This is a genomic window from Kribbella sp. NPDC049584 (assembly GCF_040675555.1).
Lineage (GTDB): Bacteria > Actinomycetota > Actinomycetes > Propionibacteriales > Kribbellaceae > Kribbella.
Map to the genome: position 1 here is coordinate 97,448 of NZ_JBFAPF010000007.1, position 23,919 is coordinate 121,366.

Here is a 23,919-nt window from a genome sequence, read left to right on the forward strand (position 1 = left end):
TAGTCACCTGCGTGGGTTGGGTTCGGCGGTTCGGTCACCTGCGTGGGTTGGGTTCGGCGGTTCGGTCACCTGCGTGGGTTGGGTTCGGCGGTTCGGTCACCTGCGTGGGTTGGGTTCGGCGGTTCGGTCGCCTGCGTGGGTTCGGCGGGTGATTCGCGTACCGGCTTGCGTGGGTTGGGCAGTCCGCTCACCTGCGTGGGTTGGTTCGGCTGTTCGGTCACCTGCGTGGGTTCGGCGGGTGGTTCGCGTACCGGCTTGGGTGGGGTTGGCCATTTGGCTCCGCGGGGTGGCTGTGGCCGGCTGCTCACCTCGCAGATCTGCGGAGCTCGCACGGTGCTTGGCCGCACTTTTTGTGTGGGTTGGGCGGTTGGTTGCTTCTGGGGGTGGGTTGGGTGGGTTGCTCGGTGGCTGGGGGCGGATCCTGGGATTGTGTTCGGCCTTCATCGAACTGGTGTACGGTGAAGATCAAACACTAGTGAAGGGGTGGGGTTGTGCGGGCTTTGGAGCAAGGGGGTTGGGGTGGGGCGGGGGAGATGCGGGTGGTGGAGGTTGAGGCTCCTGCGGCTGGGGCTGGGGAAGTGTTGGTGCGGGTGGGGGCTGCGGGGGTGAACTTTGCTGATGTGATGCGGGCGCGGGGGACGTACGACGGTGGGCCGCGGCCGCCGTATCTGGCTGGGTTCGAGGCGGCGGGGGAGGTTGTTGCTGTGGGAGACGGCGTGACCGGCGTGACTGTTGGAGACCACGTGATCGGGACCGGGTATGGGGCGTTTGCGGAGTACATGGTGATGGCCGATTTCGTGCCGGTGCCGGTGGGGTGGGCGGATGAAGAGGCGCTCGGTCTGGTGTTGAACTGGGCGACGGCGCTGGCCGCGCTTCGGTCGCTGGGGCGGGTCAAGCCCGGCGACACGGTCCTTATCCACGCGGCCGCGGGTGGTGTCGGCCAGGCGGCGGTGCGGATCGCCAAGTACTACGGGGCAACGGTGATCGCGACAGCGTCTGCGCCGAAGCATGACGTCGTACGGCGGCTTGGCGCGGATCGGGTGATCGAGCTCGGTGACCTGAAGGCCGAGATGGGCGATGGCAGCGTCGACGTCGTTCTCGAATCGGTGGGTGGTGAAACGTTCCGGCGGAGTATCGAGGTTGCACGGTGGGTGACGGGGAAGGTCATCGTGATCGGTGCCGCCGCAGGAGAGTCCTCGATCAGCAACTGGGAGTTGAACTTCAAGCATCCGGTGCAGGTGATCGGGCATCACCTGACCACGTTCATCCAGCAAGCGCCGGAGCTGTTCGCCGACGTGATGGCCGAGCTCGGCAAGCTCATCGACGCCGGTGTGTACCCGCCCGGCAAGCCGACTGTCTACGACCTGGAGGACGGGCCGAAGGTGCTCGCGGAGCTCGAGGCGGGCGTCACGGTTGGCAAACTCGCCCTCAAGCCGTGAGAACAGACTGCGCGACCCGAAACCCGAGATCCTCGATCGCGAAGGTCGGGTGGGAGCGGCGGCGGACGGTTGAGCCGACGGAGCGTTCCGGGTCCGCGAAGCCGGCGCCGCGGAAGATCCGGTAGGAACCGTAGGTGTCGGGGTCGTACAGATCCCAGCACCACTCCCAGACGTTGCCGAGCATGTCGTGCAGCCCCCAGGCGTTTGCTGCCTTCCCACCGACGGCATGGGCCCGCCCATCGGAGTTCTCGGAGTACCACGCGATCTCGTCGAGCTCCCCATAGCGGTACGCCGGAACGCCCGCCGTGCAGGCCCATTGCCATTCCGCCTCGGTCGGCAACCGGTAGCCCGGGGAAGTCCAATCACAGCTCACGTCCGAGCCGGAGATCTCGTAGGCGACCGGCAGCCCCGCATCCACGGACATTTGGTTGCACAGGGCAACTGCGGAGTACCAGCTGACGCCTGTGAGCGGTACGTCGGCTGCCGTCACGGGATAACGCCCCAGCCGGAACGCGGGCAGGTCGACGTGCCAGCGCCGGCCGGCGCGATCGTCGCGGAGGAAGATCAGGCCGGCAGGAATGTCCACCAGATCCATCAGTAGAACTGCCGGAGCTTCGGCCAGAGCACCGACCACGGCTCCGCCGGCGCGTCGCACAGGACGAGCGCAGTCCCGTCCTCATCGTTGGAGACGATCGCATCGACAGTGCCGACCTGCTTGCAGTCCCGGAAGTGCGCTTCGAAGACCGGCGTCCGCTGGATCTCGACGAGCAGGACCGGGCCCGTGTTCGTGTCCGGCGGGCGTTCCCAGTCGGCGAAGCTCATGTGCCCGGAGTACGCCGTGGGCAGGCCGTGCGACGGTCCGTAGCGTCGCAGGGCGCCGGCCTCGCCGTAGTTACCGGTGAAGATCGTCGCCGTCGACCGCTCGGCCGGCGGGATCTGTTCCCACGCGGTCGCGACCGACTCGGTGAAGGCCGGCCAGCCGATCTGCTCGCCTTGCTCCTTGTTCACCGGGATGACGAAGTCGGCGGCTGATGCGGGGAGCACCGGCAACGTGAAGAGGGCCGAGGTCAATGCCGTGAGCACCAAAGCGATGACGGCCTGGATCCGATGCTTGTCGACCCATCGCAGCGTCGGCTCGGAGCCGGCCGCGACGAGGACGAGCAGCAGCGGCAGGGCGTAGTACGACTTCCCGCCGGCGAGCAGGACTGCCACGCAGAGCACGGGGTAGGCAAGCGCGATGGAGCGGGCCCACTGGAGTTTCCGCCACAGCCGGAGGAACCCGGCCACCCAGATCGGGACCAGGAACGGCGACAGCTGAAGGATCTGCAGCGGGATGAACATGATGCGGTTTTCGGTGCCGTCGTCCTCACTGATCCCGCCGGCTACCGTGAGTTGCGGCCAGCCGTGCTGGAACTGCCACACCACGTTCGGCAGCGCGACCACCCCGGCCACGGCGACGCCCGCGAGCAGCCACCACGAGCGCAGCACGCTGCGCGGTCCGACGATGAGCAGCGCTACGAACAGCGCGCCGACCGGCAGCACCACGAGGTACTTGTTCTCCAAGGCGATCCCGGCCGTGAGCCCGAGCGCGAGCCACCAGCGCCCGTCGCGCGTGCGCAGCAGCTTCACCGCGAACAGCGCGATCAGCATCCAGGCGAGCAGGTCGTACGTCGCTGTGGACACCATGTGACCGACGCCGAGCACGAACCCGGACACGGCGGCGCAGATCGCGGCGAGCACCTGACCGCGCCGAGAACTGCCGAACTCGCGGGCAAGCAGCGCGACCACGATGATCGTCGCGACGCAACTCAGCGTCGACAGCACCCGCAGACCCACGACGGTGTCGCCGAAGATCGTGGTCGAGATGCGAGCGATCAGCGGGGTCAGCGGCGGCTGGTCGATGTACCCCCAGCTGAGGTGCCGTCCCGCAACCAGGAAGTAGAGCTCGTCGCGGTGATAGCCGTAGCGCCCGGACAGCGCCGTGAGTACGACACCGACGAGCACCGCGACGCCCACCACGGGCCGCGCGGCAAACGGGTGCACCGGCTGAAGCGTCGTGGCGTCCGGTGTCTGAGTCGTGGTGGCCGGTGGGCGCGTCATGGGCGCATGTTGTCAGTCGGACGGGGTCGCCGCTAGTAATTCAGGATCGGCGGCGCGATTCAGCAGGAGGACGCGGCCGGTGAGGGTCTGGTCCTCGACGAAACGGATCACGCCGTCGGTCACTGCCTCGAGCGGAACCAAGGCCGGCCCACGCTCCGAAGCAGGGAGCGCCTCGCGCTCGCGCACGCCGCGTTCGGTCGCCACCCAGTCCGGCACGACGCAGTTGACCCGCACACCTTCGAGCGACGCCAGCGTCGTCGTCAAACGGATCAGAGCCGCCTTGGCCGCGCTGTACTCCGGTGACACGTGCGGCCCGAAACCCAGCCCAGCGGTCGATCCCACGTTCACCACCGCGCCGCCACCGGCCGCCCGCATCCCCGGCAGAGCCAGCTGCGTCGTCAGCATCGGCGCCCTGAGATTCACCAGGAGCGAATCGGTCCACCGCTCGACCGAGGCCTCCGGGAAGCACGGTCTGAGCACAGCGCCACCGCCCGCGTTGTTGACCAGGATCTGCGGTTGGCATGCCATCAGCTCGCCGACCGCGTCATCGTCCCGCATGTCCACCTGCACGAATCGCGCGGACGGCCCGATCAGCTCCGCTGTCCGCGCGCCACCCGAAGCGTCGATATCAGCGACGACCACCGACGCGCCCGCCGCGGCGAGGCGTTGGGCGATCGCGCGGCCGATGCCGACCGCGGCTCCGGTAACTATTGCGACCTTTCCGGTGATGTCCATGCCCGAAGGCTGCCACCGGCCACCGACAGTCCGGGATGATTGGATATGTCAACCAGACAACGGGCGAGGGGACACGCAGGTGGCACTGCTGTACGAGCGGATCTGCGCTCACGTCCTGGAGCAGCTCCGGCGCGGCGCCCTCCGGCCGGGGGACCGGGTGCCGTCGGAGATGGAGCTGGCGACCCAGTTCGGGGTCAGCCGGATCACCTCCAAGCGCGCCCTGGAGGTACTGCGTGAGGCCGGTCTGGTGGAGCGCATCCGTGGCAAGGGCACCTTCGTCGTACGCCGGCTGCCGGACCTCACCGACCTGACCATCCCGCTCCGCCCGACCCCGCGTCGGGAGGCCCGCTCGATCGCGCTCATCGTCCCGGACATGTCCGAGGCGTACGGGCTGGACCTGCTCAACGCGATCGAGGAGCGCTGTGCGGAGTACAACGCTCACCTGGTCGTACGGCGAACCCATGGGCGCCAGTCCGATGAGGAGAAGGCAGTCGACTCGCTCGTAGCCACTGTGGACGGCCTGATCGTGTTCCCGGTGCACGGCGACTTCTACAACGCCAGTCTGCTCCGGCAGGTCCTGGACGGGTTCCCAGTGGTCCTTGTCGACCGTCATCTGGCTGGAATCCCAGTAGCCGCCGTTCACACCGACAACGTGGCGGCAGCCCGCGCACTAACAACCCGCCTGCTGGACCAGGGCCATGAACACATCGCCTTCGTCTCGCCACCGCCGGTGAACACGTCCTCGATCGAGGACCGTCTGGAAGGCTTTCGCGCCGCCTTCACCGCTCGCGGCCACGCGTACGAGCTGACCGACCTCCGCAGCACCCTGCCAGGCTCGACGACCACTGAAAGCGTGCGCGCGGACCTGGACGTTATCCGTGCGTTCCGCGACCGCATGCCCCAGGTGACGGCGTACTTCGCCTGTGAGTACAACCTGGCCCGCATGGTCGACCGCGTTCTCGGTGACCGGGTCGTCGCGTGTTTCGACTCGCCTGGAGACTCGATCGGCGGACCGCCGTACCTGCACATCCGGCAGAACCAGACCGAGATGGGACGTCGTGCCGTCGACCTCCTGCTCGCCCAGCTCCGTGGCGAGGCGGTGCCGAACCTCTCGCTGGTCCCGTTCGAGATTGTCGAGGCTGCACCTGACTTTCGGCAGTAGGGCGACCTTCTCGCGACTGTGTAGCGTCTACCGCATGAAGTGGCGGCGTCTGGGGGACGTGGGTCTGTGCGCCGCGTTCAGCTTCCTGGTGCTCGCCGAAAGCGGCGCACGGCACGATCCGTACTGGTTCCGGGCCGCGTGCATCGCAGTACTGGCGTTTGCCGTCTACGGCCGGCGCAGGTGGCCGCTGGTAGCGCTGGCCGCGGTGGCGTGGGCAGAGATCGTCATCCTGGCCCTCGCCCTTGGTACGACGAACGGCGTGCAGATCGCACTGGTACCGGCGATCAGCCTCCTGAGCTATCTGGCCGGTCGCCGCGAGACGCAGCTCAAGCACTTCGTCTTGCTGTGCAGCTGGTCGCTGCTCGGCATGCTGATTCTCGCCTTGACCGTCAGCCGGGGTGCGCAGGCGACTGAAGCCGTTCTGACGTGGCTGTTGATGCTCCTGCTCGCTCTGCTGCTCGTCGTACTGCCCTGGCTGATCGGGCGGTACCGCGCTCAGCAAGCGCTGCTCGCCACGGCCGGCTGGGAGCGGGCCGAGCGGATCGAGCGCGAGCAGCAGATGGAGATCGACCAGGAACGGCTGCGTGAGCGGTCACGCATCGCCGAGGACATGCACGATTCGGTCGGCCATGAGCTCAGCCTGATCGCACTGCGCGCTGCGGCGCTCGAGCTCGACCCCTCGCTGCCCGACGCACACCGGCGGGCGGCGGGGGAGTTGCGTGAGTCCGCAGCCACTGCGACTGAACGGCTCGGCGAGATCGTCGGCGTACTGCGTGATCAGGACGCACCGACGATGCCGCACGACGAATCCGTGCGGGAGCTGGTGGAGCGCGCCGCAGCCTCCGGACTGTCGGTCCAGCTGACCGGAGACGTCGACGGTGAGCTGTCGCCGATGGTGGACCGTGCAGTGCACCGCGTGGTCCAGGAGTCGCTGACGAATGCGAGCAAACACGCACCCGGCGCATCCGTGACGGTCACAGTGTCCACCGAGGACGACGACGTACACGTGGAGGTCGTAGACACCGGAGCTGCCAGGCCGGCGGCTGCGTCATCGGGTGGACGAGGACTCGACGGCCTGCGGGAGCGGGTCCGCCTCGCTGGTGGCTCGCTGGCAGCCGGTCCGAGACCAGATGGCGGCTTCACAGTCAGAGCGACGATGCCTCGAGCCGGCGGTCGACCTGAGCCTCCGACAGCCGCAGTAGAGCGAGCCACGGTACGACGGAGCGCCCAGCGCGGGCTGATCACCGCCATCGCCGCACCGCTGCTGCTCGGTGCCGTAGTAGGCGCGGTTGCCCTTGGCTACTACCTCGTTGCGGGCTACAGCGCGATCCTGCGACCCGCGCAGTACGACCAACTCAGCATCGGCCAGTCCGAGGCAGACGTAGCGAAGGTGCTGCCTCGGATGCAGATGGTCGATGCGCCGTCGGAGGGATACAGCCCACCAGTCGGCTGGAGCTGCCGGTACTACCGTCCGGCCGCGCCGTTCTCCAGCAACTACGTGTACCGCCTGTGCTTCGCCGACGGCGCACTGGTCGCCAAGGCGGTGGTGGCGAGCGGATCCGTCGCACCAACCCCGGAGGGGAACGGATGATCAGGGTGATGCTCGCCGACGACGAGGCGATGGTGCGGGCCGGAGTCCGCGCGATCCTCGGCACCGACGAGGAGATCGAGGTAGTTGCCGAGGCAGCCGATGGTGTCGAGGCCGTCGAGGCGGTACGCCGTCATCGGCCGGACGTCGCCGTACTGGACATCCGGATGCCACGGCTGGACGGACTCGCTGCGGGCGCAGAGATCCGGAAGGCCGTGCCGGAGACGGCGGTCGTCATCCTCACCACGTTCTCGGAGGACGCGTACATCGCCCGTGCGCTCGGCGACGGCGCGAGCGGCTTCCTGCTCAAGTCAGGAGACCCTCGCGAGCTCATCGCCGGACTGAAGGCGGTGGCCGACGGGGCCGCGTACCTGTCGCCCAAAGTGGCGCAACGAGTGATCGCCGAGCTGAGCGCCGGATCCGGTGGCGGAGCGATGGCGCGGGCGGCTGCCGCGAAGGAACAGGTCGCCGTACTGAGCCCGCGTGAGCTGGACGTGCTCGGACTGGTCGGTGCGGGGCTGTCGAACGCCGAGATCGCGGCCCGCCTGTACCTGGTCGAGGGGACCGTGAAGGCGTACGTCAGCGCCGTACTGCTGCGGCTCGGCGTGAAGAACCGGGTCCAGGCCGCGATCGTCGCCCACGAGGCCGGACTGGTCACCTCCTGACCTCTTCGCGTCAGGCCGATGCGTGCCCCTCGCCACTCGGGATACTGGTCACGGAACGCTCCGGGTGGTGACGTGGTGAGGACACCCGGTCATGGGATAGTGGTGCCTCCCGGAGCCCTCACCCTCCGGACAACTCAGGACAACTCAGCAGAAGACTCCAGGGGCCACCCGCCCCCTCACAGAATCGGGGATCCAGGTCGTGACCGACTCGCACAACTCCGGACAGCACAAGGACCGGGAAGCGGCGGCGGCCGAGGTCCGGAGAATGTGGCAGCCGACCCCCTCCTGGACCCAGCCGGACCCTAACGACGCCGAGCCGGCCGAGGAGAAGGACGAGCAGCAGCCCGACGCGCTGTCCCAGGAGTTCCCAGCCGACTCCTGGTCGACACCGGCCGCCGGCCAGCCGGTCGACCAGCCCGCGCCGTGGACCCAGCCGCAGGCCACCCCGCCGGCGCCGTCCTGGACCCAGCCGGTCGCCGAGTCCGCCGCGGCGTCGTGGACTCAGCCGGAGGAGTTCGACGAGGAGCCTGTCGAGTCGCAGTCGACCGACACGGCCGAGCCGGCAGCTGAGCACCCGGACCAGACCCCGGCGGCCCCGAACAGCCCGGTCTTCGGCGGTTCCTCCTTCCACGGCTCGGGTTCCGGTCTCGGGCCGGAGCAGGGCCCCGCCGGCCAGCCCCAGCCCGGCCAGGCTGGCCAGGCAGGCCAGCGCCAGGCGGGTCAGCCGGGTCAGCCCGGTCAAGGCGGACCGCAGCGTGGTCAGGGCGGTCAGCCGTTGTCCCCGGCGGCGCAGCACTTCTTCCCGCAGGGCATCCCCGGCCAGCAGCCTCCGCAGCCGCCGCAGAACCTCTCCTTCCGCACCGACGACCTGATCCAGGCTCTGCCGTTGCCGCGCGAGGCTCCGGCCGAGCGTGGTGTCCGCAGCATGCTGAAGCTCCGTCCGGGCAGCGCCGAACGGTCCGAGCGGATCGCGCGGGCGACGGCTGCGACGGCGTTCCGGCGTCCGGTAACGATCGTCGTGGCCAACCCGAAGGGCGGCTCCGGCAAGACGCCGACCACGCTGCTGCTGTCCGGTGCGCTCGGCCAGGCCCGTGGCGGCGGTGTCGTGGCTTGGGACAACAACGAGCTGCGCGGCAACATGCACCTTCGCACCCACGACACCAACTCACGGTCCACCGTGACGGACATGCTGCAGGCGATGCCGATGCTGACCCAGCCGGATGCCCGGCTCGGTGACGTCGCGGCGTACTTGCGGCACCAGGTGTCCGGTCAGTACGACGTGCTGACGTCGGCGACCACGACGTACGCCCAGATCGAGGCCAACGACTTCGACCTGATCCACCGCTTGCTGAGCCGGTTCTACAAGGTGCTCGTGATCGACACCGGGAACAACGAGGGCTCGAGCAACTGGCGTGAGGCCATGAAGGCGGCCGACGCCCTCGTCATCCCGATCAAGTGGAAGAGCCTGTCCTGCGCGGCCGCGGTACAGATGCTCGAGGAGCTCGACAACCAAGGCCCCGAGGCGCAGCGGCTGATCCGCCGCGCGGTGATCGCGGTCTCGAACGGTCCCGGCGACGTCAACAAGGAGGTCGAGAAGCAGCTCCGTCCGTACTTCGAATCGCGCGCGGCCGCCGTCGTCGACATCCCGATGGACATGCACATCGCCGCCGAGGGCCCGCTCGACCACTCCGCGCTGCAGCCCGCCACCCGGCGCGCTGCGCTGGAGCTGGCCGCCCGGGTGTCGGAGCAGGTGACGATCGCCCTCAACGCTCCGCGGTGAGCACTGCAAGACTCAACCGGCTGAGGCGGGCCGGATCGGCCACCACGTCGTACGACGTGATCCGGTCCGTCTCGCCGGTAAAGGTGAAGGTGAGGGCGAGCAGTAGCTTGCCGTGAGGGGCGAGCACCACGCCGACCCGGCCGTTCACCAGCGCGAGCTCGGCCAGCTGGGAACGTGCGGCCAGCGCCGCCGTGCCTTCGGCGACTGCCCGCGCGCCGCGTAGCTCGGCGGACATGCCGGGAGACAGCACCGTGGCGTCGACCCGCCGGACGACGTCCGGATCCAGCACCGCCAGGATCGCGTGGAGATCGCCTGCTCGAGCGGCATCGAGGAACGCGGACACCACCCGGCGCTGCCGGTTCAGCTCACCGTTGGGCACCGACGGCGTGCCCTGGACTTTCTGACGCGCGCGGCTGGCCAGCTTCTTCGTCGTGACCGGGTTCCGCTCGACGATGGGGGCGATCTGAGCGAACGGCACGGCGAACATGTCGTGCAGCACGAACGCGATCCGCTCGGCCGGCTCCAGCGTGTCCAGTACGACGAGCAGCGCCCGGCTGACCGAGTCCGCGACCAGCGCCTCCTCCTCCGGAGTGCGCCGTACCGTCGGCAGCTGCTCGAGCTCGTCGGGATCCTCGGGCGGGGCTTTGCGACCGCGCAGCATGTCCAAGCAGATCCGCGTCACCACTGTGCGGAGCCAACCGCCCAGATTGTCGATGCCGTCCGTGCGGTCGAGCCGGATCCACGCCTCCTGCACCGCGTCCTGAGCCTCACTGTGCGAGCCCAGCAGGCGGTACGCGATCGCCTCCAGCTTGCTGCGCTCGGCTTCGAAGGCCTCGGTCAGCTGGTCCACTTGGTCACCTTTCCGCGCTACCCGCCGTCACCCAGTCTGACGACCACGAGACGACGAAGGTGACCATGCTGTTGCATCTGGATTCCAGTGCCAATCGCTCCGACGAGTCGGTGACCAGGAGGCTGACCAGACTGTTCGCGGACCGTTGGCGGTCCGACCACGGCTCGACCGAGTACCGGTACCGGGACCTCGCAGCGGACCCGGTGCCGCCCATCGACACGGCGTACTGCCAGCTCGGCCGGCGTTCCGAGCGGGAGGGCCTGGTACCGCTCGAGCTGGTCGGAGCCCTGGTCGAGAACGCCGCCGAAGCTGATGCCTGGGCCTTGACCGAGCCGCTGATCACCGAGGTACTCGGGAGCAGCACGATCCTGATCGGGGCGCCGCTGTACAACTTCTCGCTGCCCGCCGCGCTCAAGGCCTGGATCGACCGCATCACCTTTCCGGGCGTGCTGGCGCTCGGTGACACCGAGGTAGTAGTGATCACCAGCCGCGGCGGCGCCTATGGTCCGGGGACGCCGCGGGAGGGCTGGGACTACGAGGTGCCCTACCTGCGCGCGTACTTCACCAACTACGGCGTCCGAGACGACAACATCCGGTTCATCACCGCGGAGCTCACCCTGGCCGGGCTGGTCCCGCGCCTCGCGCACCTGCGTCCGTTGGCGGAGCAATCCCTGGCCGAGGCGATCTCAAGCATCGCGGCGGGTCAGCACGCGACAGCCGAGCGCTAGACCACCCAAAGCCCAAAGGACCAGGACGACCGCGCTCAGGGTGGGGGAGAGCGGGTCTGTGGTGCCGGTCAGATAGTTCTGACCGGCACCGCCGGGCAGCAGCGCGGCGACCCAGACCAGCGCGCGGAGTGAGCTCTGGCTGAGCATGAGCGGGACGACCAGGAGCAGCAGGAAGGCAGCCGTCAGTGTGCCCGCCGTACTGCGAACCACCCAGGCGATCCCCGCGACGAACAAGCCGGCGACAGTCGCGTAGAAGCCGACCGACAACAGGTCGACGACGAATCCGCTTACGTCCCACTCAGCCCAGGAGCCCGCGGCCAGACCTCCTGTCACGGAAGCGATCGCGGCCACCAGCAGTCCGTAGCAGAACAGAACAGGTGCCAACACGGCCGCCTTCGCCAGCACGACGTTCCGCCGTACCGGAGTCCACTGCAGGGTCGAGCGGATGCTGCCGGTGGCGTACTCGGATGTCACGCTCAGCAGTGCGAAGGCGGCCACCACCACCTGCACGATCAGGATCACCGAGGCGCCGAACTCGCCGACCGGCTGCGACTCGGCGTGCGCGCGATGGGAGTTGTCGTAGGCAAGGCTGAACCCGTACTGCATCCCGAGCAGCGCTGTCAGCAGGACGGCCCCCACGATGTTCAGCCAGCTCGACCGAACCGTCCACAGCTTCGTCCACTCCGACCGGACCGCGTTCATCGCCTGCCTGCTTCCACGGGTTGAGGGTCTACTTGAGGTTGAGGCTTGCGCTTGCGCAGGCGGTGGCGGACCAGCTCGACGATCAGCGTCACGGCGAGCGCGAGACCGATGCCGAGGACGACGCCCTTGAGCGGGTTGTCCTCGAAGGCTTTGCCGCCGATGAAGCCCACCAACGTGCAGTACGCGCCCCAACTGATCGCGGCGAGCGCTGCGAACGGCGTGAAGCTCCGGAGCGGGAAGCGGACGGAGCCCATGGTCAGCGTGACCGCGGTGCGGCCGCCAGGCACGTAGCGCGCGACGACGAGGACCAGACCGCCGCGCTCGTCCAGCGATCGCCGGGCCCATTGGACGGCGGCGTGCCGCTTGGTACCTGGCTTGACCCGGTCGAGTAGCCGCCCGCCGGCGCCGCGGCCGAGGGCGTACGAGACGTGGTCACCGATGAACGCACCGAGCGCCGCGACCACGATCACGGCGTACAGGTTGGGCTCACCGGTCGACGCGGCGAAGACCCCGGCCGTGACGACCAGCGTCTCGCTCGGGATCGCCGGGAAGAAGCCGTCCAGCGCCGCGAAGCCCCACAGCGCCAGGTAGATCCACCACGAGGACATCAGCTCGTCGGCGAAGTGCAGGATCGCGTCACTCACGATGCCACCCCATACTCCACGCTGTCGGCCGTGAGCTCCATGTACGCCTCCTCGAGCGACGCCCGCTCGGTGTGCAGCTCATGCAGCCGTACGCCGAGCTCGTGCGCGAGATCACCGATCCGCTCCACCGGTACTCCGGTCACGATCAGCCGGTCGTCGACGGCGTCCACGCGCTCCGCCTCGGCCGTCAGCCGCTCCCGGAGTACTGCGTGATCCCGCAGATCGGGAACGCGGACGGCGACCGTACTGCGGGACGAGCCCGAGATCACCTCCGCGATCGGTGCGTCGGCGATCAGCCGGCCGCGCCCGACGACGACCAGCTGGTCGGCGGTCAGCTGCATCTCGCTCATCAGGTGGCTGGAGACGAAGACCGTCCGGCCCTCGGCCGCGAGCGAACGCATCAGCTCACGGACCCAGCGGACGCCGTCCGGGTCGAGCCCGTTGACCGGCTCGTCGAACATCAGCACCTCGGGATCCCCGAGCAGCGCGCCGGCGATCCCGAGTCGCTGGCTCATGCCGAGCGAGAACTGTCCGGCCCGCTTCCGGCTGACCGGATCCAGGCCGACGATCGACAGGACGGCATCGACCCGGCTGGCCGGGATGCCGTTGCTGTGCGCCATCGCGATCAGGTGGTTCCGCGCGGACCGCCGCGGGTGCAGCGCCTTGGCGTCGAGCAGGGCGCCGACCTTGGTCAGCGGCGCCGGCCACTCGGCGTACGGGCGGCCGTCGACGAGCGCGACGCCGGCGGTCGGGGCGTCGAGGCCGAGGATCATCCGCATCGTGGTCGACTTGCCGGCGCCGTTCGGGCCGAGGAAGCCGGTCACCCGGCCGGGCGAGACGATGAGGTCGAGCGAGTCCACGGCGCGGGTGGCGCCATAGGTCTTGGTGAGTCGTTCGAGGGTGATCACGCTGTCGAAACTACGAATCCGGGCACCCCCGGCACATCGCACCAACGGCTGGCCCGACCCCCGACTTTCGTCAGGTACGGCGGGCCTGTGGATACGCCGTCGGGTCGGCGTCGCGATGTCGATACCATCTGTGGCGTGACCGGCAATCGGCCGGGAACGCGCAACCAAGGAGTGCACTGTGTCGGAAGTCAAGGTCCATCTGGTCGGCGTCGAGGGCGAGGCTGAGCGGAGTGTGACCGAGACGACGACGATCGGGGAGCTGTTCGCCGAGATCTTCGGTCAGGACCGCTCCGCCATCGCCGCCCGCGTCAACGGTGAGCTGCGCGACCTGTCCCGGGTCGTCGCCGACGGCGACGAGATCGAGCCGGTCAAGGCAGCCTCCGAGGACGGCCGCGCGATCATCCGGCACTCGACCGCGCACGTGCTCGCGCAGGCGGTGCAGGACGTGTTCCCGGACGCCAAGCTCGGCATCGGCCCGCCGGTGGAGAACGGGTTCTACTACGACTTCGACGTGCCGACGCCGTTCACGCCGGAAGACCTGACCAAGCTCGAGAAGAAGATGCAGCAGATCATCAAGGAGCGGCAGCGGTTCAGCCGCCGGGTGGTCAGCGACGACGACGCCCGCGAAGAGCTCGCCTCCGAGCCGTACAAGCTCGAGCTGATCGGCATCAAGGGCTCGGCGGCCGACGCGGCCGAGGGCGCGAGTGTCGAGGTCGGCGGCGGCGAGCTGACGATCTACGACAACGTCCGCCGCGACGACAGCGTCGCGTGGAAGGACCTCTGCCGCGGCCCGCACGTGCCTGCCACGGGATACCTCGGCAACTTCAAGCTGATGCGGACCGCGGCGGCGTACTGGCGGGGCAGCGAGAAGAACCCGCAGCTCCAGCGCATCTACGGCACGGCGTGGGAGTCCCGCGACGAGCTGAAGGCCTACCTGAACCGGTTGGAGGAGGCCGCCAAGCGCGACCACCGCAAGCTCGGCACCGAGCTCGACCTGTTCAGCTTCCCGGACGAGATCGGCTCGGGACTCGCGGTGTTCCACCCCAAGGGCGGCGTCCTGCGGAAGGTGATGGAGGACTACTCCCGCCAGCGGCACGTGGAGGACGACTACGAGTTCGTCTACTCGCCGCACATCACCAAAGCGCAGCTGTTCGAGACCTCCGGCCACCTCGACTGGTACGCCGACGGCATGTATCCGCCCATGCACCTGGACGAGGAGCGTGGCGCGGACGGGCAGATCCGCAAGCAGGGCCAGGACTACTACCTGAAGCCGATGAACTGCCCGATGCACAACCTGATCTTCGCGGCCCGCGGCCGGTCGTACCGCGAGCTGCCGCTGCGGCTGTTCGAGTTCGGCACGGTCTACCGGCTGGAGAAGTCCGGTGTCGTGCACGGCATGACCCGCGCCCGCGGCTTCACCCAGGACGACGCGCACATCTACTGCACCCGTGAGCAGATGCGCGACGAGCTGCGCAACCTGCTGACCTTCGTGCTCGGCCTGCTCGCCGACTACGGCCTGGACGACTTCTACCTCGAGCTCTCGACCAAGAACCCTGACAAGTTCGTCGGCTCCGACGAGGTCTGGGAGGAGGCCACCGAGACGCTCCGTGAAGTTGCCGAGGGCTCCGGTCTGGAGCTGGTCCCGGACCCGGGCGGCGCGGCGTTCTACGGCCCGAAGATCTCGGTCCAGGCCAAGGACGCGATCGGCCGGACCTGGCAGATGTCGACGATCCAGCTGGACTTCAACCTGCCCGAGCGGTTCGAGCTCGAGTACACCGCGCCGGACGGCTCGCGGCAGCGGCCGGTGATGATCCACCGGGCGCTGTTCGGCTCCATCGAGCGGTTCGTCGCGGTGCTGACCGAGCACTACGCGGGCGCCTTCCCTCCGTGGCTCGCCCCGGTCCAGGTCATCGGCATCCCGATCACCGACGGGCATGTCGACTACCTGTTCGAGGTCGCCAAGCAGCTGAAGGCGCAGGGCATCCGGGTCGAGGTCGACGCGTCCGACGACCGCATGCAGAAGAAGATCCGCAACGCCCAGAAGTCCAAGGTGCCGTACATGCTGATCGCCGGCGACGACGACATGGCGGCCGGCTCGGTCTCGTTCCGCTACCGCAACGGTGAGCAGAAGAACGGCGTGCCGATCGCGGACGCGGTGACCGAGATCGTCGAGGCCGTCAAGAAGCGCGTCCAAGTATGACACCGGACCACCCGGACTCGCCGTACCAGCCGGAGGAGCTGGTGCGGCAGGACGGGGTCGGGGAGCCGGACGAGTTCATGCGGCTGTGGACGCCGCACCGGATGGCCTACATCGAGGGCGAGAACAAGCCGACCAGCTCCGAGGCCGGATCGGGCTGCCCGTTCTGCCGGCTGCCGGGGCTGCCCGACGCGGACGGGCTGATCGTGCATCGCGGCGACGCGGCGTACGCCGTCCTGAATCTGTACCCGTACAACCCGGGCCACCTGATGGTCGTGCCCTACCGGCACGTTGCCGACTACACCGAGCTGACCGAGGCCGAGGTCACCGACGTGGCCGAGCTGACCCGGCAGGCGATGCAGGCGATCCGCAGCGTGTCGGGCGCGCAAGGTTTCAACATCGGCCTGAACCAGGGCGAGGTCGCTGGTGCAGGCATCGCTGCGCACCTGCACCAGCACGTCGTCCCCAGATGGGCCGGCGACATGAACTTCATGCCCGTGATCGCCGGCACCAAGGTCCTCCCACAGCTCCTGGCCGACACCAGAGCCCTACTCGCCAAATCCTGGCCGTAAATCCGGATCAGTCGCTACTCCCCGAAGAGCTTCGGGTCGGTGTACTTGTGCCAACTGAAGTACGCCGGGTCCGTGAAGCTGCCCGGCACCTTGCCCAGACCCTTGATGACGGTCGCCAGACCGTTGGCATGGCCAACGGAGTACAGGTAGCCGGCGCCGGTGTCCTTGTCGATCGCGAGAACGGTCGAGCCTTGACCGCACGGCGCCGCGACCAGGGTCTCGAACACCTGCCAGGTCGACATCCGGATCGGCTTCACCGTCGACTGCATGATGTGCCCGCCGGCCACCGGGAACCGCGCGGTGTACAGCCGGCCGGTGCTGTGCGTCATCAGGAACGTGTCGTACGTCGCTGTCTGGCTGATCAACGCCAGACCCTTCACCCCGCGGAAGTTCGACTGCCACCCGTCGTGGTGCCGGTACAGGTGGCCGTTGGCGTCGGTCTTCACCGTCCGGCGTTCCATCGTCCCGTCGTTGCGCAGGGACCACTCGGTCGTCCGGCTGCCGTAGCTCGACCGGTCGAGGCTGCGGTAGTTCTGCCATCCCGGCCCGACGCGGGCGAGCACCTTCTGCGACACGGTTCCGCCACCGACCGGCGTGCGGTACGAGACGTCGTAGAGGACCGATCCGACGACGGTCTGACCGGTGTGCAACTCCGACCCTTCACCCGGGCCGTACCGGACTGCGGCACTGAGCCTCGTCTGACCGTCGGCGAAGATGTCCTTCCCGACGATCTTGTCGGCGATCTTCGTCACCGGCGCCGTCGCGGAGAACGTCTGCATCCGATGATCCCCGCCGGCCGTCACCGAACCGACCGAGATCGTGCACGGCGCCATGATCCTGCCCTGCCCCGCCGTCGCCGTAACCGACGTGAGCAGTCCCGTGGTGAGCACTCCGGCGGCCATCAATCCGCCGTACTTCGCGAACGTGCGCATTACCACCACCCCCTGTGATGATCGTTGGTGGTGGGACGCCGGACTGGACCGGAAAGTTCTCAGGTACTTCTCAGCGCAGGACAGCGCAGGATCAGCGCAGGAACAGCGGCAGCATCGGATCGACGATGGTGGTCAGCTCGTCCAGCGTGACCTCGCGTGGCGGGTTCGTCAGCGCGGAGACGCGGACCACGCGGCGGCCTTGCCGGAAGACGAGTTCGCCGGCCTCGGGAAGGTAGTAGCCGGGCTGGCCGATCGGGGCGAAACGAGGCGGCGGCACGCGTTGCGACTCCGGGATCGTCGCTTGGTCAAACGCCTCGACAATCGACACCGTCGCGTCGAACGTCCCCCAGATGCACGTCAACGCGCCCTTCACCCGATAGTCGCGCCGCAGCTGAACCTGCAGCCGGACGAACTGCTCCGCCTGCGGAGTCGACAGCTGACACGTCTCGTCCGACTGCCGGGCCGGACGACGATTCTTCGGTACGGCGTCCCGCACGGCCAGCGCGATCGCGACCGCCTTCGCCCGGTCGATCCCGTCCGCGTTACTGCGATCGATCCCACCCGCCGGCGTGATCCGCACGGCCCGGTCGCCCACGTGGAAGACCAGCCGCGAGCCCGCGATGAATGCCTCCGGTCCGAGCTCCGGCAAGGCCTCGAGCGCGCCGGCACCGTCCATCAGGCGGCTGAGGGTGTCGGGCTGACTGGGCAGAGCGCTCACGCCGACCGTCACGGCCCGGTCCTCCAGCAACAGCGTGCACAGGTCCATCGCGGGGAGGCCGCCGTCGTTCCAGGCGTTCGGCTTCGCGGTGACCGGGACCCGGAGCTTCGTGGCCAGCGTGCGCGTGATCGCCGTACAGACCTGGGGTCCGGGCGCCCCCGCTGTACCGTCCAGGCCCTCGGGTTGCTGAGGCGCGATGACGGTCGGCACGACCGCGGTCGGAGGAACGGCAGGCGGCCGCGAGTCGTTGGCGCGCTGGGCGACCGTACAGCCGCTGGCCATGAGCAGCACGAGCACGCCGGCCAGCAGACGCATCCCACCCACCTCCTCGCGTCCAGCATTGCGCGGATTCACGTCCCATGCAGGTGGAATCGAGTGGCATGTCACCGGATGGTGACGCGTCTGGACTACGATCGCGTCGCCATGCTTAACAGATTCCGGCAGTTCTGGACCAAGGTGATCACGCCGATCGCCACCCTCCTGCTCAAGCTCGGCGTGACCGCCGACATGGTCACGCTGGTGGGCACCATCGGTGTGTCCGCCGGCGCGCTGATCTTCTTCCCGCGCGGCCAGCTGTGGCTCGGCGTGGTGGTCATCACCTGTTTCGTGTTCTCCGACCTGATCGACGGCTACATGGCCCGGACGTCGGGTACGTCGTCGAAGTGGGGCTCGTTCCTCGACTCGACGCTGGACCGGATCGCCGACGGCGCGATCTACGGCGGCCTGGTGATGTACTACGCGAACTCGCACGAGGGCAACTCGACGCTGATGGCCGCGGTGACGCTGTGGGCGCTGGTGATGGGCGCGGTCACGTCGTACGCCCGGGCCAAGGCGGAGAGCCTCGGCCTGAAGGCGAGCGGCGGCCTGGCCGAGCGCGCCGACCGGCTCGTGTTCACGCTGATCCTGGCGTTCTTCTCGGACGTGTTCAACCTGCCGATCCTGCTGGAGATCGTCATCTGGTACGTCGCCGCGGCGAGCACGATCACCGTCGTCCAGCGGTCGCTCTCGGTGCGGAAGCAGGTCCTGGCCGACCCGGCGAACGCGGGTCTGGACACCCCGCCGCCGGCGGAGCCTAAGAACGACTGACGATGGAGGGTCTCAAGCAGCGGGCGGTCGACGCGGCCTTCGCGCTCGCCTGGACCCTGGTACGACGGTTGCCCGAACGCACCGTCACCTGGCTGTTCCGCCAGGCCGCTGATCGCACGGTCCGCCGCAACGGCCGAGGTGTACGGCGCTTGCGCGGCAACCTGGCCGTCGTACGCCCGGAGGCCACCGAAGCCGAGCTGGACGCGCTCGTGCGGGCTGGTATGCGTTCGTACCTGCGCTACTGGCAGGAGACGTTCCGGCTGCCGGAGTGGTCGGACGAGGAGATCGTCAACAGCGTCCGCACAGTCAATGAGAAGCTGCTCCGCGACGCGCACGCGGCCGGACGCGGCGTGATCTGCGCGCTCCCGCACCTCGCGAACTACGACCACGCCGGCGCCTGGGCCGGCCTGACCGGGATGCCGGTCTCGACCGTCGCCGAACGCCTCAAGCCGGAGTCGCTCTTCGACCGCTTCATCGAGTACCGCAAGAAGCTCGGCATGGAGGTCCTTCCGCTGACCGGCGGTGAGGACGACGTGACCGCCGTGCTCGCGGACCGGCTACGGGCCGGCGGCTTCGTCTGCCTGGTCGCCGACCGGGACCTGTCCGAACGCGGTATCCCGGTCACGTTCTTCGGCCGCCCGTCGCGGATGCCCGTCGGCCCGGCCGCGCTGAGCCTGAAGACCGGCGCGCCGCTGATCCCGGCGACGCTGCACTACGACGGCCCGGACCTCGTCATCACGTTCCACGACGCGATCGAGCCCGACGGCGGCGCGGCCGCGATGACCCAGCGCTGCGCGGACGCGTTCGCGATCGGCATCGCCGCCCACCCGCAGGACTGGCACATGCTGCAGAGGATTTTCCTGCAGGGGTGAGAATCATCCTGTGAGGATCGGCGTGGTGTGCCCGTACTCGCTGGGCACGCCCGGCGGAGTGCAGAACCATGTCCGCGATCTCGCCGATGCGCTGCTCTCGCTCGGCCACGAGATCTCGGTCCTGGCGCCGGTCGACGACTTCGACAAGGTCCCGCCGTACGTCGTCTCGTCGGGTCGCGCAGTCGGCGTGCCGTACAACGGGTCCGTCGCGCGGGTGACGTTCGGCCCGCGTACGGCGGCTCGCGTGAAGGGCTGGCTCGCCGACGGGGACTTCGACGTGGTCCATGTGCACGAGCCGACCACGCCGAGCGCGTCGATCATCGCACTCTGGTCGGCAGACGGGCCGTTCGTCGCGACGTTCCACACCTGGCAGGTCCGCTCCCGCGCGATGAGTGTCGCGTCGAGCCTGCTCCGCCCCGCGCTGGAGAAGATCGACGCCCGGATCGCGGTGTCCGAGAACGCCCGCTCGATGATGGTCCAGCACGTCGGCGGTGAGGCCGTCGTCATCCCGAACGGCCTCTACACCGCCCGGTTCAAGGGCATCCCGCGACCGGAGTGGATGGGCCCGGACGGCACGATCAGCTTCCTCGGCCGGTTGGACGAGCCGCGCAAGGGCCTCGGCGTACTGCTCGACGCCGTACCGCTGCTGCTCGCCGAACGCCCGCACCTGAAGGTGCTCGTCGCGGGCTCGGGACAGGCCGACGAGGCCCGACGCTCGCTACCGCCGCGCTACCGGGAGAACGTTCTGTTTCTCGGCGCGATCGACGACGAGGCACGTGCCGACATGCTCGCCGGATCAGACCTGTACGTCGCGCCGCACCTCGGCGGCGAGTCCTTCGGCATCGTCCTGCTCGAAGCGATGGCCGCCGGCGCACCCGTAGTCGCGAGCGATCTGCCCGCATTCCATCAGGTCCTGGACGGCGGCCGCCTGGGGGAGCTGTTCGAGCCGGGCAACTCCGCCGAGCTTGCTGCCCGCGTCCTGCGCCTGCTCCGGCGCCCCGACGACCGCGAACGCCTCCGCACCGCGGGCCTCGTCGCCGTACCGCAGTACGACTGGTCGGTGCTGCTCCCGGAGCTGCTGTCCGTGTACGAGCTGGTGGCTAGGTGAGCTTCGCTGCGGTGGCGTTGATCTCTTCCAGGTCTCCTGACGTCGGGTGCCAGGGGAGCTGGAGGGGGTCGTCCTTGTAGCGGGGGATCACGTGCAGGTGGGTGTGGAACACCGACTGCCACGCGTCGGCGCCGATGCAGCTGAGCAAGTTGGCGCCGTCGGCGTCGAGACGCTCGATCACCCGGCCGACCAGCGACTGGGCGAGCAGGGTCGCGGCCATCAGGTCCTCGGCGGACGCCTCACGCAGGTCGGTGGAGTGGGTCCGCGGGATCACCAGAAGGTGACCGCGGGTCGCCGGGTTGATGTCCATGAACGCGATCGCGCGGTCGTCGGACGCCACCTGGGTCGACGGGATGGTTCCGGCCACGATCCCGCAGAAGATGCAGTTCTCGCTCATCGGCACAGGCTATACACTGCGCGAGCATCACATGGTGCCGAGCCTGTCCACCCGAGGAGCCCGATGCCGGACGAACTTCTGCGCCCGACGATCGGCGCGGGTGTGGACATGTCCGTGCGCCCTTGGCGGCTGATGTCCCAGGCGTACGTCGCTTTCTTCGGCGGCGTGATCGCATCGACGGCCGTCGCCTTCCTGAACTCGCGCCGGCTCGGTGTCGACGCGGCCAAACGCCGACTGATCCTGCTGACCGGGCTCGTCGGCCTGATCGCGGTTGTTGCCCTGTTCGTCCTGCTCGACGGCGAGAGCCTGCAGGTCAGCTCACGCGTGGTGGCGGTGCTGTGCTTCATGGTCCAGCTCCGGCTGCAACGCCCGATGGACCGTGCGTTCCAGCTCCGCGGCACGGACTACGGCTCGCTCTGGGCCGTCGGGATCGGGCTCACGATCGCCGGGGCTGTGACAGAGGGTCTGATCCTGCTCCTGGTGACGGTGATCCGATGAACGAACCGAGTGAAGCGCGTCTGCAGATGGCGGCGCACTGGCTGCGGATCGGCCACCCGCAGCGCACCCTGGACGAGCTCGAGGGGCTGACCGGCGAGACGGCCCTCGACTACCGCGCGTACCTTTTCCGCGGCGCCGCTCTGCACGCTCTCGACCGAAATGCCGAGGCTGTCGGCGTACTGCGTGACGGCCTGGCGCAGCACGGCCCGTTCCCGGCGCTGCTCCACATGCTCGGCTCGGCCCTGCGCTCCGAGGGGCGCCTGCCCGAGGCGGAGGCCGCGTTCCTCCAGGGGCTGAGCCTCGATCCGAACGATCCCGATCTCCTGCTCGGTTACGCGCGCGTCTGCCTCGCTGCCGGCCAGGCCGACAAGGCCGGTGCACTGGTCGAGCGCGCGGCGTCCCATGCGCCGGAGAGCGCGGCGGTCTCGGCGGCTCGTGCGCAGGTCGCGTTCGCGCTCGGGAAGGACCGCGACATGCATCGCCACAGCACGGAGGCCCTGGCGCACGACCCAGAGGACCCGAACGCGCGGGCCTTGCACGGCACGGCGTCCATGCTCACCGGCGACTCGCGGTCCGGCTACACCTCACTCGCCTCCGCAGCGGCGTCCCAACCTGGTGACGCCGACCTGCGCGCGGCGGCCCGCCAGGCGAAGCTGATCAACCATCCGCTGATGCTTCCGTTGCGCCCGTTCTCCCGGGTGAATCCGCTGGTCGTCTGGATCTGTGTCGTCGCGATCATCTACGGCGTCCGGGCCGTGGGTCTCGCGCCGGTGTCGTTCGCGTTCGCCATGATCTGGCTGGCGTTCTGCGTGTACTCGTGGGTGGTCCCACCGCTGGTCCGCCGCTGGATCAACCGAAAGTGGGGCTCATGACTGTGTTGAATGCCGCGACTCCGTCGCGGGGGTCCTGGGGCTGTTGCTCCCGGCCTTCCCTCGTCGCTCCGGTCGCTTCGCTCCCTCCGCTCCTCAGTCCAGGCCGGGAGGCCCCATGACCGGCGACCGGATCAGCGCGCTGCGCAAGGCTGTCGAGGCGAGCCCGGACGACGTGATGCTGCGGCTGCTCCTCGCCGAGTCGCTGGCCACGGCGGGTGAGCACGAGGAGGCGCTCGACCAGTACGTCGTACTGCTTGACCAGCAAGGTCTTCCCGACGACCAGTTCGTACCGGTGGGCGAGCTGGCCGCGGCGAACGGACGGCTCGCACTGCTGCGGAACCTGCTCGAAGCTGCCCGCCAGCAAGGTGTCGTCGAGGGGACGGGTCGGCTGCAGCAGCTCGTCGACGGCATGATCGCCGAGCGCAGTGGCGTACGGATCAAGGTCGGTCCCGAGGCGGAGGCGGATCCGCTGAGCGCCGAGGCCGCGAAGGAGACGACCACCTTCGACCAGGTCGGCGGGATGGACGAGATCAAGCGGGTGATCCACCGAATGGTGATCCTGCCGCTGAGCCGCCCGGAACTGTACGAGAAGTACGGGCGCAAGTCCGGCGGCGGAGTGATGCTCTACGGCCCGCCCGGCTGCGGCAAGACGCTGCTCGCGCGGGCGACGGCGGGGGAGTGCGGTCTGCCGTTCATCAACGTCCGGATCGAGGACGTGATGGACCCGTACCTCGGGGTGTCCGAGCGCAATCTGCACGCTGCCTTCGAGCGCGCCCGCGCCAACGGGCCGTGCGTGCTGTTCCTCGACGAGCTGGACGCGCTGGCGTTCGCGCGGCACAAGCACGGCGGGTCCGAGGCGCGGCGGCTGGTCGACGTACTGCTGCAGGAGCTCGACGCGATCGGCTCCGAGAACGACGGCCTGCTCGTGCTGGCCGCGACGAACGCGCCGTGGGACGTCGACGAGGCGATGCTCCGGCCGGGCCGCTTCGACCGGGTGATCTTCGTACCGCCGCCGGACGAGCCGGCCCGCGCGGACATCCTGACCGTGCTGACCAAGGACGTGCCGGCCGACGGCCTCGATGTGAAGGCGCTCGCCGCGCAGACACCTATGTTCAGCGGTGCGGATCTGCGGGCGCTGATCGAGCGCGGCGTGGACAAGGTCATCGACGAGGCGCTCACCAGCGGTGGCGAGCCGCCGCTGGACATGCGTCATCTCACCGAGGCGCTGGCCGCGGTGAAGCCGTCGACGCTCGACTGGCTGCACCGCGTCCGTTCGTACATCGAGTTCGCCAACCAGAGCGAGCGGTACGACGATGTGGCGGCGTACCTCAAGTCCCGCGACGTACGCCGCCGCCTCAAGCCTTAA

Annotated in this window: 24 protein-coding genes; 14 read left to right on the forward strand and 10 right to left on the reverse strand. The window is 68.9% G+C overall.

Going from position 1 to position 23,919, the window contains the following annotated elements; all coding sequences use genetic code 11:
- Nucleotides 1-491 precede the first annotated feature (491 nt).
- A complete protein-coding gene (locus AB0J62_RS23860) occupies nucleotides 492-1,439 on the forward strand; it encodes a zinc-binding dehydrogenase (RefSeq protein ID WP_363875005.1) in 948 nt (315 codons plus the stop codon).
- Here the strand turns inward: AB0J62_RS23860 and AB0J62_RS23865 are convergent.
- Genes AB0J62_RS23865 through AB0J62_RS23875 form a run of 3 tightly spaced genes read right to left on the reverse strand, consistent with a single transcriptional unit; the run spans nucleotide 1,429 to nucleotide 4,274 of the window.
- Nucleotides 1,429-2,034 (reverse strand): SUMF1/EgtB/PvdO family nonheme iron enzyme, encoded by a 606-nt coding sequence (locus AB0J62_RS23865; protein WP_363875008.1) that lies wholly within the window; start codon nucleotides 2,032-2,034, stop codon nucleotides 1,429-1,431. The two genes, AB0J62_RS23860 and AB0J62_RS23865, sit on opposite strands and share 11 nt — an antisense overlap.
- Nucleotides 2,034-3,539, reverse strand: a complete 1,506-nt coding sequence (locus tag AB0J62_RS23870; RefSeq protein WP_363875011.1) for a glycosyltransferase family 39 protein — start codon at nucleotides 3,537-3,539, stop codon at nucleotides 2,034-2,036. The genes AB0J62_RS23865 and AB0J62_RS23870 overlap by 1 nt, the downstream gene beginning before the upstream one ends.
- 12 nt (nucleotides 3,540-3,551) lie before the next feature.
- Nucleotides 3,552-4,274 carry an SDR family NAD(P)-dependent oxidoreductase gene (locus AB0J62_RS23875; protein WP_363875014.1) on the reverse strand — a complete coding sequence of 241 codons (723 nt, stop codon included), beginning with the start codon at nucleotides 4,272-4,274 and terminating at the stop codon, nucleotides 3,552-3,554.
- Between the two features lie 79 nt (nucleotides 4,275-4,353).
- Here AB0J62_RS23875 and AB0J62_RS23880 point away from each other — a divergent pair, with 79 nt between their 5' ends.
- From AB0J62_RS23880 to AB0J62_RS23895, 4 genes are all read left to right on the forward strand, one after another.
- On the forward strand, nucleotides 4,354-5,436 hold the full coding sequence (locus AB0J62_RS23880) for a GntR family transcriptional regulator (protein ID WP_363875018.1): 1,083 nt from the start codon (nucleotides 4,354-4,356) through the stop codon (nucleotides 5,434-5,436).
- A 34-nt stretch (nucleotides 5,437-5,470) separates the two neighbouring features.
- On the forward strand, nucleotides 5,471-7,027 hold the full coding sequence (locus tag AB0J62_RS23885) for an ATP-binding protein (protein WP_363875021.1): 1,557 nt from the start codon (nucleotides 5,471-5,473) through the stop codon (nucleotides 7,025-7,027).
- On the forward strand, nucleotides 7,024-7,689 hold the full coding sequence (locus tag AB0J62_RS23890; protein WP_363875024.1) for a response regulator transcription factor: 666 nt from the start codon (nucleotides 7,024-7,026) through the stop codon (nucleotides 7,687-7,689). Before AB0J62_RS23885 ends, AB0J62_RS23890 begins: the two co-directional genes overlap by 4 nt.
- Nucleotides 7,690-7,888: 199 nt before the next feature.
- Complete coding sequence (locus AB0J62_RS23895) at nucleotides 7,889-9,469, forward strand: AAA family ATPase (RefSeq protein WP_363875027.1); 1,581 nt, start codon at nucleotides 7,889-7,891, stop codon at nucleotides 9,467-9,469.
- On the opposite strand, the gene AB0J62_RS23900 is transcribed toward AB0J62_RS23895, so the two are convergent.
- Nucleotides 9,453-10,319: a sigma-70 family RNA polymerase sigma factor gene (locus AB0J62_RS23900; RefSeq protein ID WP_363875030.1), complete on the reverse strand. Its 867-nt coding sequence runs from the start codon at nucleotides 10,317-10,319 to the stop codon at nucleotides 9,453-9,455. The two genes, AB0J62_RS23895 and AB0J62_RS23900, sit on opposite strands and share 17 nt — an antisense overlap.
- 65 nt (nucleotides 10,320-10,384) lie before the next feature.
- On the opposite strand from AB0J62_RS23900, the gene AB0J62_RS23905 reads away from it, so the two are divergent.
- Nucleotides 10,385-11,047, forward strand: coding sequence for an NAD(P)H-dependent oxidoreductase (locus AB0J62_RS23905; protein WP_363875033.1), 663 nt, complete (start codon nucleotides 10,385-10,387; stop codon nucleotides 11,045-11,047).
- Here AB0J62_RS23905 and AB0J62_RS23910 read toward each other — a convergent pair.
- From AB0J62_RS23910 to AB0J62_RS23920, 3 genes are read right to left on the reverse strand one after another with little or no spacing between them, the layout of a single operon-like run.
- Nucleotides 11,006-11,749, reverse strand: a complete 744-nt coding sequence (locus tag AB0J62_RS23910) for an ABC transporter permease (RefSeq protein ID WP_363875036.1) — start codon at nucleotides 11,747-11,749, stop codon at nucleotides 11,006-11,008. The genes AB0J62_RS23905 and AB0J62_RS23910 overlap by 42 nt on opposite strands.
- Nucleotides 11,746-12,393 carry a DedA family protein gene (locus tag AB0J62_RS23915; RefSeq protein WP_363875039.1) on the reverse strand — a complete coding sequence of 216 codons (648 nt, stop codon included), beginning with the start codon at nucleotides 12,391-12,393 and terminating at the stop codon, nucleotides 11,746-11,748. The genes AB0J62_RS23910 and AB0J62_RS23915 overlap by 4 nt, the downstream gene beginning before the upstream one ends.
- Nucleotides 12,390-13,301, reverse strand: a complete 912-nt coding sequence (locus AB0J62_RS23920) for an ATP-binding cassette domain-containing protein (protein WP_363875042.1) — start codon at nucleotides 13,299-13,301, stop codon at nucleotides 12,390-12,392. The genes AB0J62_RS23915 and AB0J62_RS23920 overlap by 4 nt, the downstream gene beginning before the upstream one ends.
- A gap of 178 nt (nucleotides 13,302-13,479) precedes the next feature.
- Here AB0J62_RS23920 and thrS point away from each other — a divergent pair, with 178 nt between their 5' ends.
- Nucleotides 13,480-15,501, forward strand: a complete 2,022-nt coding sequence (thrS, locus tag AB0J62_RS23925) for a threonine--tRNA ligase (RefSeq protein ID WP_363875045.1) — start codon at nucleotides 13,480-13,482, stop codon at nucleotides 15,499-15,501.
- Nucleotides 15,498-16,070: an HIT domain-containing protein gene (locus tag AB0J62_RS23930; protein ID WP_363875048.1), complete on the forward strand. Its 573-nt coding sequence runs from the start codon at nucleotides 15,498-15,500 to the stop codon at nucleotides 16,068-16,070. The genes thrS and AB0J62_RS23930 overlap by 4 nt, the downstream gene beginning before the upstream one ends.
- A gap of 14 nt (nucleotides 16,071-16,084) precedes the next feature.
- On the opposite strand, the gene AB0J62_RS23935 is transcribed toward AB0J62_RS23930, so the two are convergent.
- On the reverse strand, nucleotides 16,085-17,002 hold the full coding sequence (locus tag AB0J62_RS23935; protein ID WP_363875051.1) for a hypothetical protein: 918 nt from the start codon (nucleotides 17,000-17,002) through the stop codon (nucleotides 16,085-16,087).
- A 91-nt stretch (nucleotides 17,003-17,093) separates the two neighbouring features.
- The gene (locus tag AB0J62_RS23940; protein ID WP_363875054.1) at nucleotides 17,094-18,035 is read right to left on the reverse strand and encodes a hypothetical protein; all 942 of its coding nucleotides are present in this window, start codon (nucleotides 18,033-18,035) and stop codon (nucleotides 17,094-17,096) included.
- Between the two features lie 108 nt (nucleotides 18,036-18,143).
- On the opposite strand from AB0J62_RS23940, the gene pgsA reads away from it, so the two are divergent.
- Genes pgsA through AB0J62_RS23955 form a run of 3 tightly spaced genes read left to right on the forward strand, consistent with a single transcriptional unit; the run spans nucleotide 18,144 to nucleotide 20,786 of the window.
- Entirely contained in the window at nucleotides 18,144-18,806 is a 663-nt protein-coding gene (gene pgsA / locus AB0J62_RS23945; protein WP_134099440.1) for a phosphatidylinositol phosphate synthase, read from the forward strand.
- A 2-nt stretch (nucleotides 18,807-18,808) separates the two neighbouring features.
- A complete protein-coding gene (locus AB0J62_RS23950; protein WP_363875058.1) occupies nucleotides 18,809-19,678 on the forward strand; it encodes a phosphatidylinositol mannoside acyltransferase in 870 nt (289 codons plus the stop codon).
- 10 nt (nucleotides 19,679-19,688) lie between these two features.
- Nucleotides 19,689-20,786 carry a glycosyltransferase family 4 protein gene (locus AB0J62_RS23955; RefSeq protein WP_363875061.1) on the forward strand — a complete coding sequence of 366 codons (1,098 nt, stop codon included), beginning with the start codon at nucleotides 19,689-19,691 and terminating at the stop codon, nucleotides 20,784-20,786.
- Here AB0J62_RS23955 and AB0J62_RS23960 read toward each other — a convergent pair.
- Entirely contained in the window at nucleotides 20,779-21,183 is a 405-nt protein-coding gene (locus tag AB0J62_RS23960) for an HIT domain-containing protein (RefSeq protein WP_363875064.1), read from the reverse strand. The two genes, AB0J62_RS23955 and AB0J62_RS23960, sit on opposite strands and share 8 nt — an antisense overlap.
- Before the next feature lie 63 nt (nucleotides 21,184-21,246).
- Here AB0J62_RS23960 and AB0J62_RS23965 point away from each other — a divergent pair, with 63 nt between their 5' ends.
- The 3 genes from AB0J62_RS23965 (at nucleotide 21,247) to AB0J62_RS23975 (ending at nucleotide 23,919) form a co-directional block, all read left to right on the forward strand.
- Nucleotides 21,247-21,681, forward strand: coding sequence for a hypothetical protein (locus AB0J62_RS23965; protein ID WP_363875067.1), 435 nt, complete (start codon nucleotides 21,247-21,249; stop codon nucleotides 21,679-21,681).
- On the forward strand, nucleotides 21,678-22,553 hold the full coding sequence (locus AB0J62_RS23970; protein WP_363875070.1) for a tetratricopeptide repeat protein: 876 nt from the start codon (nucleotides 21,678-21,680) through the stop codon (nucleotides 22,551-22,553). Before AB0J62_RS23965 ends, AB0J62_RS23970 begins: the two co-directional genes overlap by 4 nt.
- A 115-nt stretch (nucleotides 22,554-22,668) precedes the next feature.
- Complete coding sequence (locus AB0J62_RS23975; RefSeq protein ID WP_363875073.1) at nucleotides 22,669-23,919, forward strand: tetratricopeptide repeat protein; 1,251 nt, start codon at nucleotides 22,669-22,671, stop codon at nucleotides 23,917-23,919.

What these genes read in the sequence shown, in the direction of transcription:
- AB0J62_RS23975 (WP_363875073.1), top strand. Translation starts at nt 22,669, where the DNA reads ATGACCGGCGACCGGATCAGCGCGCTGCGCAAGGCTGTCGAGGCGAGC.
- AB0J62_RS23905 (WP_363875033.1), top strand. Translation starts at nt 10,385, where the DNA reads ATGCTGTTGCATCTGGATTCCAGTGCCAATCGCTCCGACGAGTCGGTG.
- AB0J62_RS23935 (WP_363875051.1), bottom strand. Translation starts at nt 17,002, where the DNA reads ATGCGCACGTTCGCGAAGTACGGCGGATTGATGGCCGCCGGAGTGCTC.
- AB0J62_RS23885 (WP_363875021.1), top strand. Translation starts at nt 5,471, where the DNA reads ATGAAGTGGCGGCGTCTGGGGGACGTGGGTCTGTGCGCCGCGTTCAGC.
- AB0J62_RS23970 (WP_363875070.1), top strand. Translation starts at nt 21,678, where the DNA reads ATGAACGAACCGAGTGAAGCGCGTCTGCAGATGGCGGCGCACTGGCTG.
- AB0J62_RS23890 (WP_363875024.1), top strand. Translation starts at nt 7,024, where the DNA reads ATGATCAGGGTGATGCTCGCCGACGACGAGGCGATGGTGCGGGCCGGA.
- AB0J62_RS23875 (WP_363875014.1), bottom strand. Translation starts at nt 4,274, where the DNA reads ATGGACATCACCGGAAAGGTCGCAATAGTTACCGGAGCCGCGGTCGGC.
- AB0J62_RS23950 (WP_363875058.1), top strand. Translation starts at nt 18,809, where the DNA reads ATGGAGGGTCTCAAGCAGCGGGCGGTCGACGCGGCCTTCGCGCTCGCC.
- AB0J62_RS23940 (WP_363875054.1), bottom strand. Translation starts at nt 18,035, where the DNA reads ATGCGTCTGCTGGCCGGCGTGCTCGTGCTGCTCATGGCCAGCGGCTGT.
- AB0J62_RS23865 (WP_363875008.1), bottom strand. Translation starts at nt 2,034, where the DNA reads ATGGATCTGGTGGACATTCCTGCCGGCCTGATCTTCCTCCGCGACGAT.
- AB0J62_RS23910 (WP_363875036.1), bottom strand. Translation starts at nt 11,749, where the DNA reads ATGAACGCGGTCCGGTCGGAGTGGACGAAGCTGTGGACGGTTCGGTCG.
- AB0J62_RS23870 (WP_363875011.1), bottom strand. Translation starts at nt 3,539, where the DNA reads ATGACGCGCCCACCGGCCACCACGACTCAGACACCGGACGCCACGACG.
- AB0J62_RS23965 (WP_363875067.1), top strand. Translation starts at nt 21,247, where the DNA reads ATGCCGGACGAACTTCTGCGCCCGACGATCGGCGCGGGTGTGGACATG.
- AB0J62_RS23930 (WP_363875048.1), top strand. Translation starts at nt 15,498, where the DNA reads ATGACACCGGACCACCCGGACTCGCCGTACCAGCCGGAGGAGCTGGTG.
- AB0J62_RS23960 (WP_363875064.1), bottom strand. Translation starts at nt 21,183, where the DNA reads ATGAGCGAGAACTGCATCTTCTGCGGGATCGTGGCCGGAACCATCCCG.
- pgsA (WP_134099440.1), top strand. Translation starts at nt 18,144, where the DNA reads ATGCTTAACAGATTCCGGCAGTTCTGGACCAAGGTGATCACGCCGATC.